The sequence below is a fragment of the Nonomuraea sp. NPDC050202 genome, from assembly GCF_040656115.1.
Lineage (GTDB): Bacteria > Actinomycetota > Actinomycetes > Streptosporangiales > Streptosporangiaceae > Nonomuraea.
Map to the genome: position 1 here is coordinate 1 of NZ_JBFALF010000052.1, position 14,831 is coordinate 14,831.

The following is a 14,831-nucleotide window of genomic DNA, read 5'->3' on the forward strand; positions in this document are numbered from 1 at the left end:
CGGATTACTGGACGCCCCTTCACGGCCGGCATGGCGGGCCTGGTCGAGGGGCGATGTGGAGGGCTGCGAGCGCCACGCCGAGACCTTGTCCGGCCTTTCCCGGGATCACCTGCTCTTCCTGTGTCACTCCGTGAAGCAGTCCTATGAGAAGGCGTTGTCCCACTACGACGCCCTCGCCGCGGCCGGCCGCGCGCCGAGGGCACTGGACGAGCCGGTCGTCGCGGCCTGGCTGCACCTGGGCCGCCCCGATCGGGCCGTCGAGCACGTACGGCAGCGCCATGACGCCCGGCCACGGGCCGCCGAGCAGACGCTGCGCGTGCTCGACTCGAGGCTGACCCGCCCGCTGGAGGTGCGACTCGACGGCACCACCACGCTTCCGTTCGCCGACCACGAGCTCGCGCCCTACCTCCCGGCCGTGGCGGCGACCATCGACGGCATCGACGTCCTGGCGCACCTCGACACCGGCGGCACGTTCGTCGTCATGGGACCACGAAGCGCCGCAGAGACAGGCGTGGTGACCACCACGAGCGCCACCGGCTCTCACGGGCTGCAGCGCGCCGAGCTACGTCACGGCACCATCGCCGAGCTGCGCCTGGGCGCCGCGTCGCTGACCAACGTGCCGGTCGAGGTGCTTTCCACCCTCGTCGGCCCCCAGGACCTGGTGATCATCGGCACCAACGTCCTGGAACAGTTCCTGTCCACCCTCGACCACCCCGGCAACCGCCTCATCCTCTCCCCGAGACATCACCCTGACGCCGCCACCGAGCACTCCCGCCTCCTCGCGGACAGCCCCGTGGCGGCGGAGTTCGGCTTCTACCTCTGGGCGGATCACTTCATGTTCGCGCGCGGCGGCTTCGGCCCTCGCGACGACCTCACCTTCTTCATCGACTCGGGCCTGGTCCACGTGGACGACGCCGTGGAGCCGCCACGGCAAGCCTGCCTGCTGGCCACGCCCCGCCACTACCGCGCCTGGGGCGTCCCGCGCCACCTGACCAGCCGCCCGCACTTCGACAGCTCCGAGCCGGTGTCACTCGGCCCCCTCACCCGGCAGGACCCGCTCGTGGCCGTCGCGAAGTCCCGGACGACGCCGTGGCAGTCCTTCGGCGGCGTACGCATCGACGGCCTGCTGTCGCACGACTTCCTCAAGGCGTACGCATGGACGCTGGACTTCGACAGGGGACGGTACGTGTTCCGATCAGCGCCCGGCGCGGGCGAATAGGCAAGCCAAGTACGAAAAGGGGTGAGCGATGGAGCAGGGCGCGCTCAAGAACGGCCTGCCGTACAACACGGCGGGCGCGGGAAAGCCGCTGCCGCTGCGGTGGTCCAGCACGGAGCACGTCAACCCCACGGGATAGGCGCTCACCATCGAGCGCGGACGAGGGGAGCCCCCGGGCGGCATCTTCCTGGCGTACGCGGTCAACCGGGCGCCTGGGATGGCCGCGGGCACGACCACGGCCGACATCGCCGCGCAGCACGCCGTGGGGCTGAGCATTCTGCCCACCAAGATCGGAGCCGAAAGCGGGATCCGACAACTCACGCTGGACACCGACACGAGCACCGACAACAACACGCGTGTTGGGCGACAGGAGAGTGTCCGCGGCCACGACACCGCGTGTCAGCAACAGAGTGTGATGATCGACTCGAGCGTCGACGGATCATCCCGCTGCCTGCGTCGCTCCCACCCAGTCCTGGTTACTTCCTTGGCGCTGAGTGAAGGTTCGGATCGTTGGTGGACCTTCTCGGTCTCGGGCTCGCCGGGCCGGCTCTCGCGCTCCCTTGATGACGAGGGGAGCGTTGGTGCAGACTGCTGTGCGCAACCACCACAACAAGCTGTTCGGGGATCCCCACGGGCAGTCGCCGCCATGCGTGTCGAAGCTCGGCCTCATCGCAAGCCTCGCAGCCGATTCCGATGCGGTCTACCGCGCCACGCTCCGCACCGGAGGGTGATGAGCAGGCCAGACGCTCCTGACGGTGCACGATCCGAAGGGTTAAGTACGAACAAAGTAGCGCCGGTGAACCGTGGTTTCGAACCAGTCGACATCCAGTCGGTGTCCTGCAAGCATGAACGCGAGTTCCAGGAAGGCTCCCTGCCGTTCCTCATAAGGATGCGGTGGGAACAGCGGCAAGTCCCCCAACTGGTCGTCGAGACCGTGGGGATCCTCACCTCCAGCCAATCGCGGACCACCGCTGTCGACCACGGTCAGGATCCGGCCGTCGAACGCCCGCCTGAGGCTGAGCCGCGTATTCAGGTTGGCGAACAGGTTGAGGACTTCGAGCCCATCGGCTGAGATCTGCTCAATCTTCCTTTTGCCGTGCCAGCCCATGTCGCTCCATCACGACGACACGGTCACGTGGAGGTGACGGTGATGCGCAGTACACCGCCCTGGTCGAGAAGGTCGCCGGTCATCGGGGTCTGGTCGACCTGGGTACCGGTGACGTACAGGGTGATGATCGTGCCGTTGTAGGTGACGGCCAGCACGGTGCGCCAGCCGTCCTCGGTCGCCGGCTTGACCCACGCTGAGTACGTCAGCGCGTTTTCAAGCGCAGCGTTTCGGCGTGCGGCACGGTGACCCAGCTGCTGGTGCCGTTGAAGGACAGGGCCTTGCCGTGCTTGCCGGTCGTCGTCCAGGTGGTGTCGGTGGCGGCTCCGGTGTTGTTCTGCCCGGAGGCGCCCACGGTCGCGCCCGTGCCCTCTTCCATGCCGTAGGCGGCCACCAGGCCCGGGTTCGTCGGCTGGGCCGTGACGATGGCCGAGACCTCGTTCGAGGACGGGCTGAGGTTGCCGGCCGCGTCGGCGGCGCGGACCCGGTAGTAGTACGTCCCCGCCGCGAGACCCGCGTCGGTGAACGTAGTGGTCGGTGACGAGCCGACCTGGTTCGCGCTTGGGTCCGGCGCGCCGACGGTCCGATGACCGCCGGCGTGATTTCCTGAGTACCCACCATGCGAGCACTTGGCAAGTCCTGGAGGAATGGAAACACGTCCAGGCTCTCGCCCGGCCCGCGACATGCAGACGCTACTCCCCCGGCTGGCCGAGCATCACGGTGACAGGCCCCCCTGAGGCGGCGCGAGGGCCGCGTCGGGCAGGCCGAGGTGCTGGCGGAGCGCGGCGCGACCGGCCGTGGTGAGCGTGATGATCCGGCTCGGGCCGGTCTCGGACAGCCATCCGGCGGTGACCATGTGGCGGTAGAGCGCCGCGCCGAGGGCTCCGGCGAGATGAAGGCGCTGTTCGGTCCAGTCGAGGCAGGTACGGATGTGCGGATGCCAGCCGGGAGGCGGTGTGCCCTTCGCGATGTCGGCCGTGACCAGCCAGGCGATCCCCCGGTCCGTGAGCCTGGGATCGTCCTGCCAGGTCAGCAGGCCGCTGGCGGTCATCCCGTCGGTGATCGCGACCGCCAGCGACCCGGCCAGATGGTCGTAGCAGACCCGGGCGTGGGCCAGCGCGCGCCGGCGGTTGGCGTCGGTCAGCGACCGCACCGGTGAGGGGCACCGGGGAGCGCGGGCGGCGAGGTTCTCGATCAGCTCGGCGGTGTCGGAGCCGGCGAGCCGCAGGTAGCGATGGCGGCCTCGGCGCTCCTCGGTCAGCAGGCCGCCCTCGACGAGCAGGTTGAGGTGCCCGGTGGCGGTCGAGACCGCCACGCCCGCGTATCGGGCCAGTTCGGTGACCGTCCAGGCGTGGCCGTCCAGCAGGGCCAGGCAGAACGCGGCACGGCTACGCTCGGCCAGCAATCCGGCCAGTGCGGCCACGTCCGGATGACCGTCGGGCATGTCTCGGCTGCTCACCCGCCCATCCTCGCAGAGCGACAGTTCGGGCTTGACCGAAACGTCCGGCACCTACGGTTGCCGACCATGACCCTTGAAACGGACCGCACCGCGGAAGAGCACCTGGTGATCGCCCCGAGCATCCTCTACTTCGGGACGCCGGTCGCCCTGCTGACCACCGAGAACGACGACGCCACGGTCAACCTCTCGCCGATGTCGTCCGCCTGGGCTCTGGGCCAGGTCGTGGTGCTCGGGCTGCTCCGGACAGGACAGACCGCGCACAACCTGTTCGCCCGTCCCGAGGTGGTGATCAACCTGCCCGCGCCGCATCAGTGGCAGGCCGTCGAGCGCCTGGCCCGTCTCACCGGCCGCGATCCGGTGCCGCTCGAGAAGCAGGAGCTCTACCGGTACGAGAACGCCAAGTTCGAAGCCGCCGGCCTGCGTCCCGAGCCCTCCGACATGGTCCGGCCGCCGCGGGTGGCGGAGTGCCCGCTGCAGCTGGAGGCCCGGGCCGAGCGCGTCAGGACGGACGCGACCGGCCGGTTCCTCATCGTCGAGACGCACGTGCTGCGGGTGCACGCCGCTCCGTCCATCGTCGTTCCCGGAACCGACCATGTGGACCCGGCCGCCTGGAGTCCGCTGATCTTCAACTTCCGGCACTACCACGGCCTCGGCTCCGAACTCGGTCACAGCTTCCGTTCGGAGACGGCGGACCCGGCGGCGCGCCGGCGGTGAGGGCGATGGCGCCGGTTCGCGCGCCCGGGCGCACCGGCCCCTCTTGGGGATCGAGCGGCAGCGCACTGCGGAGGAGGTTATGTCGTAGGGGACGCTGTGGTCGAAGTGGATGACGGACGTCGCCAGGGCGCCTCAGCGCCGAAGAGGATCGCGGCCGACCACGTGGGCGACCGCGGCGTCGACGCTGCGCCGGGCGTAGCGCTCCAGGGAACGTACGGAGGCGCGCCGGGAGCGGGCCAACAGGGCTGGGGTGTTGGTGCCGTCCCCGGCTTCGTGCGTCAGCGCGGAGTGGCGCAGTTGACGCAGCGTCCATCCGCCGCGTGCCTCGAGTTCGGCTGGGTCGGTGATGCCCGGATGGGCGAGTGGCCGGGTGAGGGCCTCGAAGAGCTCGGCGGCTCGCCGATAGGACAGGCGGGCGCGCCCGGTAACCGGGCATGGGTCACGCGTGGGGGACGTGAGTGGGCACCCGGCGGTCAGTGAGGAACACGGGCCCGCGGGTGCGGCCCACGGTTGACGGTGTCGGCGTCGACCAGGCGGGCCCGTGGCGCGAACGCCTCGGCGAGCACGTCGGCCGACGCTTCGTCGAACGCGGCGAACACCATAGTGGGGGTACGGCGCCCAGCGCGCGTCGCGCCCGGCGGTCCCCAGAATGAATCCGATCGGGTGGTGAGAGATCGTCGGCTGGGACAGCTCGAAGGCAGGGGTGAGCTCGGGCCCGCGCACCTTGTGGCCGGGATGCGATCACTCACAGCAGCTGCGGCCGGACCGGATCATCGACTGCCTTGACCGCGACCGCGATGGGTCGGCGGCCAGCAGGTGGTCGTCGCCCGGGGAGGCAGAGACGCACCTCACACTTGGCTGCCGTCACAGGCCTCCGGGCTGATGTGTCTCAGAGGGGCGACAGTGAACAACGACAAGGAGCCCACGATGGATGCTCGTCTGAACCTTTTCGGCAACCCGGTCGCAGGCAAGTCCCTGAAGCACCTCGTCGCGGCGGGCAAGGCGCTGGCGGACTCGACGCTACCGGCCGCGACACGCGAGCTGGTGCTGCTCCGCGCCAGCCAGATCAACGGCTGTGCCGTCTGCATCGACATGCACACCAAGGACGCCACGCACGCCGGGGAGACCTCCACCCGCCTCAACCTGGTCGCCGCCTGGCGCGAGGCCACGGTCTTCACCGAGGCCGAACGCGCCGCCCTGGAGCTGGCAGAGCAGGGCACCCGCATCGCCGACGCCGCCGGTGGCGTCAGCGACGAGGCATGGGCCAACGCCGCCAAGCACTACGACGAGGACCAACTTGCCGCCCTGGTCGCGTTCATTGCCCTCATCAACGCCCTCAACCGCTTCAACGTCATCACCCAGCAGCCCGCCGGTGACTACCAGCCCGGCCAGCACAGATAACGAGCAAGACACGGTCGTGCTGCTGCCTGGCGTCAGTAGCACGACCCGGGCACCCATCGCCGCTCCTGTTTCAGAACCGGACTCACCCCACGACCCTGATGGAAAAGGATCTCATGAACCTCGCGCTGTGGATCTGCGCCGGACTGCTGGCCGTTGTCCTCCTCACCGGTGGCGTCGGCAAGCTGATCGTACCCCGGGAGAAGATGGCCGCCATGCGCGGCGCGGGATGGACCGCGGACTTCAGCGTAGGATTCCTGAAGTTCCTCGGGGCCGTCGAGGTCCTGGGAGCGGTGGGACTCGTCCTGCCCGCCGTGACCGGCATCGTGCCCGTTCTGGTGCCGGTGGCGGCGGTCGGCGTGGTGGTGCTGATGATCGGCGCGATGGTCACGCACGTGCGCCGTGGTGAGGTCATGTCGGCCGCGGGGAATCTGGTCTATCTTGCCCTGGCCGCCTTCGTGGCGTGGGGGCGCTTCGGCCCTGAGTCCTTCATCGGCTGACCGCTACGGCGGGCGGCAGAGGCGGTACCGGATCAGATCAATCCCGCCGGTCCGTGGCGGAAGTGATCAGCAACCGGACCATCCGGCATCAGTGCAAGTCAGGCAACGGCCTTCTGGGCACGCATCCTGCAGGAGAACCCGCTCATGAACGTCATGAACGACGGCGCCCGCCGGGCTCTGGTGGTCGGGCTCGGCATCAGTGGGATCGCGGCAGCGCTACGGCTGCGGCAGATCGGCTGGACGCCGATCATCATCGAGCGAGCCACCGGGCGGCGGAACGGTGGGTACTTCATCGCGCTGTTCGGCGCTGGCCGTGCCGCCGCCCAGCGCCTGGGCATCCTGGACAGGATCACCGATCGCGGTGCGGACGGCGTCAGCTATGACATCGACCGGGTGGGCAGGCGCCGGCCCGGACTGGGCTTCAAGGACTTCCCCGGCCGGCCATGGATGATGACACGGGGAGACGTAGAAGCAGCCGGTTTCGCCGCGCTGCCGTCCGATGTCGAGATCCGGTACGCCACCGTGCCGACCCGTATCGAGCAGGACGCCGACGGGGTGACCGTCACGCTGGCTGACACCGACGGCGGGGTCTCGGTGACCGAACGCTTCGATCTGGTCGTCGGCGCGGACGGACTGCGCTCCACGGTGCGACGGCTGGCGTTCGGGCCGCACGAGCAGTATCTGCGCCGGCTGAACTACATGGCGGTCGCCTTCCACATGCCCGGCGCGCTCCCGGGTTACGACCAGCGCGATTCGGTCATCCTGGCCGAACCTCAGCGGTCGATGTGGACCTTTCCGTTCAAGGACGGTCCGCCGACCGTGTTGCTCAGTTACCACACTGACGATGCGCAGGCAGAGTTCACCCGGCCCAAGGCCGATCGGGTGCGCGAGGTGTTCGGCCCGGAGCCAACCGGCCCCGCTCTGGGCGCGGCGCTGGACGCGCTGGAGTCGGCCGAGGATGTGCTGTTCGACTCCGTCGAGCAGGTGCACATGGACACCTGGCATCGCGGCCGGGTGGTACTCGTCGGTGACGCGGCCTGGTGCGTAACCCTGTATGCGGGGATGGGCGCCTCGACCGCGATGGCCGGAGCCGACCTGCTGGGCACCATGCTGGCCCGCCATCCTGGCAGCGTGACCGAGGCGCTGACGGGCTGGGAGCAGCAGTTGCGCCCCTTCATCAAGTACCTGCAGGGCAACGGAATGCACATGCGCAGCCTGTTCGTCCCGGCCACCCGCTTGGAACTCGCACGGCGCAGGATAATGCTGCGAGTGAGCAAGATGCCGCTGACCTCCCGATTGTTTCTTCGGTGGCGGGCCAGGAGCAAGGTGGCCCGGATGAAAGACGGAGACTTCGCTCACCCTGACTCGGCTGTGCCCGTCCGCGTCCATGCGTGACGGCACGATCGGTGGCCTAGCCTTCAGCAGCGCGGGCGAAACGCCCAATACCGGCCGCGCCGCCCGGGGACCGGGACCTACTAGCCGCCATGAACGGATGTTCGAGCAGGTGGGCGCGGGCTGCCACGCGAGGCTGAGGGTGTCGAAGCGCCAGACGGGCAGCCAGATGGGCCAGCCAGAGTCTCGATACGCGAGTTAGGAAGGATCTCATGCCGGAACCAATGAATGAGACAGACGCTGTCGGATACCGGCCGCTGCTGTTTTCCATCGCCTACGGAATGACCGGGTCCGTGGGCGACGCCGAGGACATCGTGCAGGACGCGTTCCTCGCCCTGACCCGGGCGCATCAGGAAAAGACCGTGATCGTCGACCCGAAGGCGTACCTGACCACGGTGGTGACGAGGCTCGGCATCAACTACCTGCGTTCGGCGCGGGTGCGGCGGGAGACCTACGTGGGCGACTGGCTACCCGAGCCGATCGTCATGCCCGCCGACAGCGCAGGACCGGCCGAGCACGCCGAGCTGGCCGACTCTCTGTCGATGGCGTTCCTGGTGCTGCTGGAGGCACTCTCGCCGGCGGAGCGGGCGGTGTTCATGCTGCGGGAGGTGTTTGGATACGGCTACTCGGATGTGGCGCGGATCACCGGCAAGACCGAGGTGAACTGCCGGCAGATCTTCGCCCGCGCCCGGCAGCGCATCGCCGCCGGAGGGCAGGTGGCCGCCAGCGCGCCGCCCCCCGGGCGACGGGCGGAAGGCCAGGAACTCGCCCGCAGGTTCTTCGAGGCCGCCGCGGGCGGCGACATGGACGCGCTGCTCGGCATGCTCGCGCCCGACGTGGTGCTGCACGGGGACGGTGGCGGCAAGGTGCAGGCCTTCGGAAAGCGGCTGGCCGGGCGACTGCCCGTCATGCGGCTCATCCTCGGTGTTTTCCGCCGGGCCGGGATCCTGGGGGTTTCCCTCCGGCCGGCCTGGGTCAACGGCTGGCCGGGCGCCGTCAAGTTCGACGCCGAAGGCCGCGTGATCGGCGTGATCCAGCTGGACATCGCCGACGGCATGGTCCACACGATCCACTCGGTAGCCAACCCCGACAAGCTCACCCATATCAGAATGAATTCAGCGTGAGCCCGGCACACGTGTGCCTTGCTCGAATTCGGCTTCGAAGCCCGCTGGTCCGCATGCGGCCCGCAGCGCCGTGGTGATCCGGTCCACGTCTCCGCGCTCGGCCGTCGGCAGCGGGGCGCCTGCCGAGGCACGGGCCGCGGCCGCCGCACCGAGCAGCCGGGCCGCCCGGGCGGGGTCTCCGGCGAGGGCCCGCGCCCCGGCGATCCCCTCCAGCGCCAGGGCGATCGCCCGTGGGTCGCCGGTGTCCCCGGCCGCGGCATCGGCCAAACCGGGCAACGACTCCCGGAACGTCTGCCGCGCACACCCGACCGTCACACACCTCAACCGCCGAAACCGCAGCCGCGCCGTAGTGGGACAGCAGGTGGTAGGGGGTCTCGACGGCCTCCTCCGGCTCTTCGACTGGCCGTTCCAGCGCGAGCTGGGCTTTGAACGGGGTCCGGCTCGCGCTGGAACGGCAACTTCAGGCGGTCGTGATGGAGCCGGCGTAGTGCTCGGCGATCTCGTCGCTGGTGGTCAGCCATACACCCTCGTGGCCGGCGATGTAGGCCAGCGCCTGGTCGAGGTACTTGGTGCGGAACGCCTGGCCGATGACGAAGGGGTGCAGTGCCAGGGCCATGACCCGGCCGCTGTCGGCGGACTCGGCGTAGAGCTGGTCGAACTGGTCGGTGACCATCTGCACGAAGTCGGCGCCGCTCATGCCGTGCATGGTGAAGATGCCCAAGTCGTTGAGCTCCAGCGAGTACGGCACGCTCAGCATGCCTGGCACGTTCAGCCGGTACGGCTGGTCGTCGTTGGTCCAGTCCAGCACGTAGTCCAGGCCGAGCTCGGCGAGCAGGGACGGCGTCTGGAACGTCTCGCTGAGCGCCGGGCCCAGCCACCCGTGCGGCCGCCGCCCAGTCGCCTTCTCGATTGTCTCCACCACCTCGGTCAGGTACGCGCGCTCGTCGTCGACGTCTGCCTGCAGGGTGGAGTTGTTCTTGCCGTGCGCCAGCCAGGCCCAGTCGCGGGCGTTGCCCGCCTCGACGATCTGCGGGTACCGCTCGCACACGTCAGCGTTGAGCAGCACGCTCGCGCGGATGCCGTGCCGGTCGAGGACCTCCATCACCCGCCAGATCGCCACGCGCGGCCCGTAGTCGCGCCAGCCGTAGTTGAGCGGATCCGGCACCAGGGCCGCGGTCGCCTCGTTGAGGCTGGTGGAGGGCCGATCGATCGTGAAGTGCTCGACGTTCAGACCCACGTAGAAGGCCACACGGGCCCCACCCGGCCACCGGATCGGCTCACGCCCGACGATGGGGCTGTAGCCGAACAGCGTGTTCTCCATGAGGTGTCCTCTCATCAGGCTGCGATGACCCCGTCTTGGGTCCTGTCCGGTTCGACGATAGGGATCACCGGTGTTCGCCGGGAGGGCCGCAAGCGTCACCGAGAGGGCCGAACGCGCCATCGTCACGGCGCTACGTGCTGAGGGACTCATGGCAGTGCGCAGGCTGTGGTGGTGTCGCGGCTGGCCAGATGGCCAGCCGGCCGTCGATCAACCTGGGCGAGGTGCTCCTCGCCCCTGCTTGTCGGCCAGGGCATTCCTCAAGCGGTGTCGGCAGGGCAAGGCCCCGTGCGCCCTCTGTTGAGGCGTTCGTCAGGACAGGGCGCCCAGCGCCGCGAGCGCGGCGGCGAGTTGCGGGTCCGCCTGTCCTTCCTCCTTCAGGGCGTCGCTCAGCGTCTCTTCGTAGGTGCGGCTCGCCTCGGCGTATTTGGCCCGGCCCGTGTCGGTGATGACGGCGTAGACCCCGCGTTTGTCGTCTGCGCACAGGTCGCGGTAGGCGAAGTCCGCCGCGTTCAGCCGTGCCACCAGGCGGGTGACAGAGCTCTGGTTGAGCCCGACCTTGTCGGCCAGTTCCTGCATGCGCAACTCGCTGGTGGGCGAGGCGACCAGGTGGCCGAGTGCCCGGTACTCCGACAGACCGATGCCGTGCCTGCGCTGGAGCACGGCGGCGAGCTTGTTCTCCACGCGGGCGGTCAGGAGCAGGATGCGCTGCCAGGTTGCGGCGACGTCCGCGACGGGTGGCACGTGCACCGGCGTGGGAGCTGGGTGGGCCATGGCACTCCTCGTTCCTGCGACCTTCCCGATCCATGGTGGGACCGGCTTGACAGAAGAATACATGTACATGCATCATTCTGGCGATATCACTTGCACATACATACAAATAAGGAGTGGTCATGGCCTGGATCTACCTGCTCATCGCTGCTGCGTTCGAAGTCGTCTTCGCTTTGGCCACCAACGCCACTGACGGCTTCACCCAGTTGTGGCCGTCCCTGCTCACCGCGGCTGCGGCGGCCGGCGGGATCTTCTTCCTCAGCCTGGCCCTGAAGACCTTGGACGTCGGCGTCGGCTACACCATCTGGACCGGCATCGGATCCGTCGGCACCGTCGTCCTCGGCACCGTGATCTTCGACGAGGAAATCACCCTGGGGAAGGCCCTGGCCTTCGTCCTGATCATCGGCGGCGTGCTGGGACTCAAGCTCGCCGACCGCCTGTCCGCACGCAAGCCGTCCGCCGCCTGACCACCACCTGCACCACTGGAAGGAACGTCATCATGGCCTGGATCTACCTCTCCATCGCGATCGTCTTCGAAATCGCCTTCGCCCTCGGTACCAATGCCACCCAGGGCTTCACCCGCCTGTGGCCCTCGGTCTTCACACTCCTGGCCGCCGCCGGCGGCATCTTCACCCTCAGCCTGGCCCTGAAGACCTTGGACGTCGGCGTCGGCTACACCATCTGGACCGGCATCGGCTCCATCGGCACGGTCATCCTCGGCGCCCTCATCTACAAGGAGAAAATCACCCCGGCCAAGCTCGCCTCGTTCGCTGCGATCATCGGCGGCGTCGCTCTCCTCAAGATCACCACAGGGATCTGATCCGCGATGCAGAACGCCACCAGGCCCGCCTGGCTCACCGAACGCCTCACCCAAACCGTCGCCCTGGCCACCGCCGAGGTCAAAGCCGGCGGCATCCCGTTCGCCGGGCTCGTCGTCGACGACACAGGAACCGTGCTCGGATCCGGCGTCAACCGGGTCAGAGCGCACCGCGACCCGACCGCGCACGCCGAGATCGTCGCCCTGCGCGAGGCGACCCAAACTCACGGGCCCCACGCCCTCGCGGGAGCCACGCTGCTCGCCTCGGGCGAACCATGCCCGCTGTGCTACCTGACCGCCCTGTGGTCCGGCATCGGGTGGATCGCCTTCGCCGCCGACCGGCACGCCGCCGCGACAGCCGGCTTCGACTACGCCTCCTCCTACGACCTGTTCGCCGTCCCCGTCGAGCAGTGGCCGCTGTCCCCGCTGCACCTGCCCGTCGAGGACGCGCAAGAGCCGTTCCGCGCCTGGCTCGCCCGCTGATCAGGAGCCTGCCCATGACCGTACGCATCAGAGCCTGGTCCGACTACGTCTGCCCGTTCTGCCTGCTGGCCAAGCAACCGCTCGCCGAGGCCATCGCCGGTCGCGACGTCGCCGTCGAATGGATGCCGTTCGAGCTACGCCCCGAACCCACCCGAACCCTGCGCCCCGAGGGCGACTACCTGCGCGGCGTCTGGTCGCGGGTGGTCTACCCGATGGCCAGGAGAATGGGCGTCACCATCCGGCTGCCGGACATCTCACCGCAGCCGTACACACGCCTGGCCTTCGAGGGCTACCAGTTCGCCAAAGAGCACGGCCTGGCCGACGCCTACAACGACCGCATGCTGCGCGCCTTCTTCGAAGACGGGCTCGACATCGGCGACCTGGACGTCCTGGAGCAGCTCGCCACCGAGCTCGGGCTGCCCGCCACCGCGTACCGCGCCGCGCTGGAATGCGGCCAGTACACCCAGGCCCACCGAACGGCACTGGCCGAGGCCGCCGCGCACCGCATCACCGCCGTCCCCACAATCCTCGTCGAGGACATCAGGATCGAGGGCATGCCCACGCCAGGCGCGCTGTGCGAGGCCATCGACCAGGCCACAGCAGAGCGAGGCGAGCAGTCCCTCCCAGACCTGACCTGCTCGATCGACGGTTGCTGAACGGCCAGGCCAGCCGCCTGGCACGCGGCAGAGCAGATCGATGAACGATGGCCTTCGGCGGAGCCGTCATGCGCATCGCCGACCTGTTCCGGGTGACTGCGTGCTGTGGGCCGAGGTCCGACCGCCGCACCGGACGTCGTCGCCCGCTATCGGACGGGCGCAGTGCGGGCGTGGGGTCACGTCCCGTGGACGTGGCCCCACGGGCCCCTTCGGACTCTGACCTTGGCGCAGGCCCGCATGAGGCTTCCCGCAGACCGCCTGCGCGTCGGACGCCGGTCGTCTCCGGCAGGTTGAAGATCGAGTCCGTTACCCTGGCCGACAGCTCGCCCAAGTAGCCGGTCAGTGGCCGACGCCCCTGCTGCTCCAGTACCTTGGCGGCCGCACGCCTGGACTAGGTCGGACCGCTTGCGCGAATCGCCGCCGGGCCGTGGCCGTACCAGCGGTGGACGGCGCGCCGCAGCGATCTGGAGTCGGTGAAGCCGACCCGCGTGGCGATGGACTCCACGCTGAGCGAGGTCTCCCGCAGCAGGTGCTCCACCCGGCGCTGCCTGAGCTTCTCCAGCTCTGCTCGCCAGGTCGTGCCCTCCTCGCGCAGGCGCCGCTGAAGGGTCCGGGGGCTCATCGCCAGACGGGAAGCCACCTCATCAAGACCCGGCGGGCTCTGGGCGACCGCGGACTCGAGGGTGGCATGGAACCGGTCCAGCCACTTCCACACCGGTCGGGCGACCACCGTGGAAAGACGCGCATGGTCCTCCAAGATCGCGGCCAGCGCAGGGTCGGCGCGTGGCAGGGAAACGTCAGTGTCCGCCTCGGCGAAAGTGATCGACGGATGATCGGCCTCGAACTCGACCTCCGTGGTGTTATACAGCTCGGCGACGTGCCGAGCGGCTGTGGACGCGCGCTGTGGCAACCGCACGCGTACCGGCGCCAGCCGTCGCCCGGTTGCCGAACTCGCCACTACGAGCAGCATGTGCGGCACCAATTCGCCGATCAACGGATACTGCGGGTGATCCCGGTAGGGTCCCTGATACGTGACCGTCACCCCGTCGTCATCACGGATGGTGAGAAACCGGTCGGCGGGATCGGCGATGGCCGTGAGATGGCGGCCGGCGGCGTCCAGCGCGTCGCCGAGGGTGCCGGAGACGCGGAACAGGTAGTCCCACACGCCCAGCGCGCCCGGCCGCCACAGCTCCATGACCCGCTCGCTGCCCCCCGCCTCCCATGCCACTCCGGCCACCAGCTCCCAGACCCGCAGGCAGGTGGCGGTGGGGATACGGATCCCGTTCTGATTCAGCACGGCCAGGCCTGGGACGCCGGCCAGGCGTGACCGGTCCAGGCCTGCCGCGAGGCCGGCACGAACCAGCAGGCGGGTCAGGTGTGGCGAGACGGTGCCTTTTGCACCGTCCACTTCCATGCCGTCCTGCATCGCGTTGCTCACCATCGGAATGTCCTCCGGGAGGAGAATGCCCCTGTAGTCGACGTGTCGCTGCCCCAAGCGATCACTGGATCCTCCCTCCTGCGCGCGGAGGGGCTGAGCAGGGCCAGGTCGAGCGAAGTCGATGTCCTTCATCCGGGCCGTTCCTCCCTTTGGTGCGCCCTCGGACAAACAACGCTGAGGTCAGCGGCATCTTGCTGACGGGCAGCATCACACTGCGCAGCGCGAGTTCGAGCCGGGTGGCCGCGACGAACAGGCTGCGCATTCGAACCTGAGTGCCATGCAGCTCATCGATCGACAGGCCCAGTTGCCGCTCCCATCGCATCAAGGCTCCGGTCACGTGGTCTCCATGGCGGGCCGGCATGGTGCTCAGCAGGTCGGCGCCTGCCACCCCGGTCGATGGCGTATCTGGCGCCGTCAGAACCGCCATCGGTCAGCCGGCC

19 protein-coding genes are annotated in these 14,831 nt (G+C 69.1%); 10 read left to right on the plus strand and 9 right to left on the minus strand.

Going from position 1 to position 14,831, the window contains the following annotated elements:
- Positions 1–130: 130 nt before the first annotated feature.
- A complete protein-coding gene (locus AB0I79_RS57200; protein ID WP_357893403.1) occupies positions 131–1,219 on the plus strand; it encodes a retropepsin-like aspartic protease in 1,089 nt (362 codons plus the stop codon).
- Positions 1,220–1,988: 769 nt separating this feature from the next.
- On the opposite strand, the gene AB0I79_RS57205 is transcribed toward AB0I79_RS57200, so the two are convergent.
- Genes AB0I79_RS57205 through AB0I79_RS57220 form a run of 4 tightly spaced genes read right to left on the minus strand, consistent with a single transcriptional unit; the run spans position 1,989 to position 3,780 of the window.
- Positions 1,989–2,324: a hypothetical protein gene (locus tag AB0I79_RS57205; protein ID WP_357893405.1), complete on the minus strand. Its 336-nt coding sequence runs from the start codon at positions 2,322–2,324 to the stop codon at positions 1,989–1,991.
- Positions 2,325–2,347: 23 nt separating this feature from the next.
- Entirely contained in the window at positions 2,348–2,479 is a 132-nt protein-coding gene (locus AB0I79_RS57210; protein WP_357893407.1) for a hypothetical protein, read from the minus strand.
- Positions 2,480–2,526: 47 nt separating this feature from the next.
- Positions 2,527–3,006, minus strand: a complete 480-nt coding sequence (locus tag AB0I79_RS57215; RefSeq protein ID WP_357893409.1) for a hypothetical protein — start codon at positions 3,004–3,006, stop codon at positions 2,527–2,529.
- A 30-nt stretch (positions 3,007–3,036) separates the two neighbouring features.
- Positions 3,037–3,780 (minus strand): helix-turn-helix transcriptional regulator, encoded by a 744-nt coding sequence (locus tag AB0I79_RS57220; RefSeq protein WP_357893411.1) that lies wholly within the window; start codon positions 3,778–3,780, stop codon positions 3,037–3,039.
- 66 nt (positions 3,781–3,846) lie between these two features.
- Here AB0I79_RS57220 and AB0I79_RS57225 point away from each other — a divergent pair, with 66 nt between their 5' ends.
- From AB0I79_RS57225 to sigJ, 5 genes are all read left to right on the plus strand, one after another.
- Positions 3,847–4,494 (plus strand): flavin reductase family protein, encoded by a 648-nt coding sequence (locus AB0I79_RS57225; RefSeq protein WP_357893413.1) that lies wholly within the window; start codon positions 3,847–3,849, stop codon positions 4,492–4,494.
- Between the two features lie 927 nt (positions 4,495–5,421).
- Positions 5,422–5,895, plus strand: a complete 474-nt coding sequence (locus tag AB0I79_RS57230; protein ID WP_357893415.1) for a carboxymuconolactone decarboxylase family protein — start codon at positions 5,422–5,424, stop codon at positions 5,893–5,895.
- A 113-nt stretch (positions 5,896–6,008) separates the two neighbouring features.
- Positions 6,009–6,392, plus strand: coding sequence for a DoxX family protein (locus AB0I79_RS57235; RefSeq protein ID WP_357893417.1), 384 nt, complete (start codon positions 6,009–6,011; stop codon positions 6,390–6,392).
- A 144-nt stretch (positions 6,393–6,536) separates the two neighbouring features.
- Positions 6,537–7,787: an FAD-dependent monooxygenase gene (locus AB0I79_RS57240; protein ID WP_357893419.1), complete on the plus strand. Its 1,251-nt coding sequence runs from the start codon at positions 6,537–6,539 to the stop codon at positions 7,785–7,787.
- A 221-nt stretch (positions 7,788–8,008) separates the two neighbouring features.
- A complete protein-coding gene (gene sigJ, locus AB0I79_RS57245; protein WP_357893421.1) occupies positions 8,009–8,908 on the plus strand; it encodes an RNA polymerase sigma factor SigJ in 900 nt (299 codons plus the stop codon).
- Here sigJ and AB0I79_RS57250 read toward each other — a convergent pair.
- From AB0I79_RS57250 to AB0I79_RS57260, 3 genes are all read right to left on the minus strand, one after another.
- Entirely contained in the window at positions 8,900–9,223 is a 324-nt protein-coding gene (locus AB0I79_RS57250) for a hypothetical protein (RefSeq protein WP_357893423.1), read from the minus strand. The genes sigJ and AB0I79_RS57250 overlap by 9 nt on opposite strands.
- Positions 9,224–9,368: 145 nt before the next feature.
- Entirely contained in the window at positions 9,369–10,229 is an 861-nt protein-coding gene (locus AB0I79_RS57255; RefSeq protein ID WP_357893425.1) for a polysaccharide deacetylase family protein, read from the minus strand.
- A 309-nt stretch (positions 10,230–10,538) separates the two neighbouring features.
- Complete coding sequence (locus AB0I79_RS57260) at positions 10,539–11,000, minus strand: MarR family transcriptional regulator (protein WP_357893427.1); 462 nt, start codon at positions 10,998–11,000, stop codon at positions 10,539–10,541.
- A 119-nt stretch (positions 11,001–11,119) separates the two neighbouring features.
- On the opposite strand from AB0I79_RS57260, the gene AB0I79_RS57265 reads away from it, so the two are divergent.
- The 4 genes from AB0I79_RS57265 to AB0I79_RS57280 are packed head-to-tail and all read left to right on the plus strand — an operon-like array spanning position 11,120 to position 12,953.
- Complete coding sequence (locus AB0I79_RS57265; RefSeq protein ID WP_357893429.1) at positions 11,120–11,464, plus strand: multidrug efflux SMR transporter; 345 nt, start codon at positions 11,120–11,122, stop codon at positions 11,462–11,464.
- 32 nt (positions 11,465–11,496) lie between these two features.
- Entirely contained in the window at positions 11,497–11,817 is a 321-nt protein-coding gene (locus AB0I79_RS57270; RefSeq protein WP_357893431.1) for a multidrug efflux SMR transporter, read from the plus strand.
- Positions 11,818–11,823: 6 nt separating this feature from the next.
- On the plus strand, positions 11,824–12,297 hold the full coding sequence (locus AB0I79_RS57275) for a nucleoside deaminase (RefSeq protein ID WP_357893433.1): 474 nt from the start codon (positions 11,824–11,826) through the stop codon (positions 12,295–12,297).
- Positions 12,298–12,311: 14 nt separating this feature from the next.
- Positions 12,312–12,953, plus strand: a complete 642-nt coding sequence (locus tag AB0I79_RS57280) for a DsbA family oxidoreductase (protein ID WP_357893435.1) — start codon at positions 12,312–12,314, stop codon at positions 12,951–12,953.
- 391 nt (positions 12,954–13,344) lie between these two features.
- Here the strand turns inward: AB0I79_RS57280 and AB0I79_RS57285 are convergent, their stop codons facing one another.
- Both AB0I79_RS57285 and AB0I79_RS57290 read right to left on the minus strand, forming a co-directional pair.
- A complete protein-coding gene (locus AB0I79_RS57285) occupies positions 13,345–14,394 on the minus strand; it encodes a helix-turn-helix domain-containing protein (protein ID WP_357893437.1) in 1,050 nt (349 codons plus the stop codon).
- Positions 14,395–14,452: 58 nt separating this feature from the next.
- Positions 14,453–14,728: a hypothetical protein gene (locus tag AB0I79_RS57290; protein ID WP_357893439.1), complete on the minus strand. Its 276-nt coding sequence runs from the start codon at positions 14,726–14,728 to the stop codon at positions 14,453–14,455.
- Between the last annotated feature and the right edge of the window lie 103 nt (positions 14,729–14,831).